Raw genomic sequence first — 2,640 nt, 5'->3', positions numbered from 1 at the left:
TAGACTGGAGGAATCGGTTCCTCACTCATCTTTTGGAAGCTTTGTATATAGGGGCTTCCAGCCCTTCGTGCGCCATCGTGTCGCACCCAAAACGGGAAAATTGTACGCGCTTGGCTAAAAGCCTTCCCCCATAAGCATCTTAGCCATCCATTTTTCAATAACACCCGTAAGTGAAATTGAGCTGAGATAGGTGTAATTTGGCGTAGATACGTAGATACAGCGAAGCTTTCAGCAGAGGCAAGATAGGCTGAAAGTACTGCTATGAATCACTTCCAGACTATCAGATTCTCAAAAATACTAGTATTAGTATTTTTAGACACATTTACTTTGTCTCAATTGGCAAGCTGACATTAAGATCCAGACGAAAAGTAGCATAGGGATTAATATGACCCCAAATTAAAGGCGAAAGCGCCCGCAAATCCTCCAACTTACAAACTTCATCCATATTAAAGAAGTGTTCCTGTCACTAAAACTTAGGCACTGCTTGGTTTAATCACTTTATTTCTAGACTGCTATTTAAACTAAACAATGTGTCATCTCCGCTATATCTAACCCTATTTCTGATATCCCATTTTATTTTGAGGACTGTTTTCATGTTTTGTAGCAATTGCAACAATAGTCAAAATTGACTTGACTTCATTATTCATCTTGCCAGTAATAAGTTGGTTGTATAAATATTTGGCTTCTTCTAATGAAAAAGCGGATAGATTAGCAGCAGCATTAGCTTCATGACCACTTTGCCAACCACCCATATTGGAAAAAATTTCGTACCTAACAAGAGGACGATTTTCGCCACCTACATTAAATCACACGCAACTACGTTCTCGTTCAATGTCAATCGAAAGTATCGGAGTAATACATCGCCAAGATGCAACTTGCTTTGACCAAGCTTGAAAACCAGCATAATTTTCATTCTTGATATTCATTTTTCATTTTTATTCCCTTGCTATAAGATTTAGACAGTCTATTATTCATTTATCTTTGCTTGCTAATTGTTGCTATTTGACATGAAACCAAGCCAGATTCAAGTAATGCTAGTATCCAAAAAACTAAATTGCTCAAAATCTCCATTTCGTCATTTGGGCGCTTCCAACTCTATGTAACCCGTTGGTGATAAATAAATAAATGGAATACCTTCTTTTACTTGGCGGTAATTCACTATGCTCCATTCCATATCTTTTGCCCAAGAATTGATCGCATCAAAGGGATCGCCATCAACCTCCGCGATAACTTCCAAAATTTCCAGCCCTTCCTCTGATTCTTCCGCCTCGGCTGGAGTCATTTCAACATATTCAATTTTATAAAGTGGATATTCTCGATCGGTCATGATTCTCCATTTTGTCACTTGGTGCAATTTTCTTGCGCTTGGGGTATCCACTTTCTTTCAAAAAAAGCCCATCCACTTGGCATCGGCTCCTGTCCGTTTTTCCACCTATTTACTACCTCAATCCCAACTCCTTTTAATCTTGCAAATTGAGGGCTGGAAAGCCCTCAATTTGTTCCAGCCGCATCCCGAATCATTTTTTCTAAAGCTTGTTCGCTCATTGCTAAAAATCTCCATTTTGTCATGTTGCCTTCTGAATCTCTTTACCTGCATTGCCGTAAAGAATTGTGTCGCCGACTTAATTTACTATCTCAATGTATTCATTTGGGTGAAAATCTGGATAAATATAATTTTTTACAATGCCAAATTCTTGAAATGGCTTGCACTGTTGATCGTGCGACTCAAACTTACACGATCGCCGGGTTTTAATCTTCTTTTACCCATCTAGCGAAGTGGTTTCGTTATCCGCGTTTAATTCATTAATAGATTCCACCAATGCTTGATCAGATACCTCTTGTATAAGTTATTCTGTGAACGGTATTCCTCGGGCTAATTTTTCCTTAAAAAGCTTAGTACCTCGGTCTTGCATATCCTGCATTAATTTTTTGGCTTCGTCCTCAGTCATTTGTCGTAATTCCCTTTTCAATTTATAAAGTTAACTAAAAAGTTGATTTAAAATATTATTTATTTGCCCGGAAAAGCAATAAGAACAGCTGTGAGTAGCTTCATTATAATTAGCCTCAAGGCAATTTTCTGCATTTTCTAATCTACCAACTGGGCCTTTGATTTCAATCATTGCTATTTGTTCACCTTCAGCTTCAATAATTGTTTGTACTCTTGATTCTGGTAGGTTTTCGGGAGAGAGCGAATCTATTGATAAGCCTGTATCTACAACAATATTTGATAAATGATAAATTGATTTACATCATCGGTACAAAATACTAAACAATTATTCCTAACGTAAATCTCAGTAATTCTCATTGTATAAATCCATGCTTTGGTAATCTCATTGGTAGAGAGAAGAGTAAATGTGAATGCGTATATCAGTAGATTTGCACCATCCGGCTGACACAGCATCATCTGAAATATCTCTAAGAACTACTAGCCCGTCTTCTTTATCAACATAGTAAGGTAATGGATCGGCACTTAGCCAACCAGAATAGATTGCTTCTTTATCCCGATCAAAAACAAAGACTTCTAATACAATTTAATATGAAGCTGCATAGAATAGAGCTTCCAGGATAAAGTTATAAGAAGAGATAGAAATTACCTGCTCAAATGTGAGTTGGTCGAAGATTTCTTGAATGCGCTCGCGT

Annotated in this window: 3 protein-coding genes; all 3 read right to left on the bottom strand. The window is 37.5% G+C overall.

Going from position 1 to position 2,640, the window contains the following annotated elements; genetic code table 11:
• Window positions 1-554: 554 nt before the first annotated feature.
• Window positions 555-752, bottom strand: coding sequence for a hypothetical protein (locus H6G97_RS49490; protein ID WP_190947573.1), 198 nt, complete (start codon window positions 750-752; stop codon window positions 555-557).
• A 323-nt stretch (window positions 753-1,075) separates the two neighbouring features.
• Entirely contained in the window at window positions 1,076-1,327 is a 252-nt protein-coding gene (locus H6G97_RS49485) for a hypothetical protein (RefSeq protein WP_206759183.1), read from the bottom strand.
• A 652-nt stretch (window positions 1,328-1,979) separates the two neighbouring features.
• Window positions 1,980-2,120 carry a hypothetical protein gene (locus tag H6G97_RS54470; RefSeq protein WP_242056179.1) on the bottom strand — a complete coding sequence of 47 codons (141 nt, stop codon included), beginning with the start codon at window positions 2,118-2,120 and terminating at the stop codon, window positions 1,980-1,982.
• Window positions 2,121-2,640 lie beyond the last annotated feature (520 nt).

Source organism: Nostoc flagelliforme FACHB-838, assembly GCF_014698065.1.
In the GTDB taxonomy this organism is placed as follows: domain Bacteria; phylum Cyanobacteriota; class Cyanobacteriia; order Cyanobacteriales; family Nostocaceae; genus Nostoc; species Nostoc flagelliforme_B.
This window is presented reverse-complemented; position numbering and strand designations above follow the sequence as displayed.

Bases quoted from the DNA above. Each gene is read 5' to 3' on its own strand.
- H6G97_RS49490 (WP_190947573.1), bottom strand. From the start codon at position 752: ATGGGTGGTTGGCAAAGTGGTCATGAAGCTAATGCTGCTGCTAATCTA.
- H6G97_RS49485 (WP_206759183.1), bottom strand. From the start codon at position 1,327: ATGACCGATCGAGAATATCCACTTTATAAAATTGAATATGTTGAAATG.
- H6G97_RS54470 (WP_242056179.1), bottom strand. From the start codon at position 2,120: ATGATTGAAATCAAAGGCCCAGTTGGTAGATTAGAAAATGCAGAAAAT.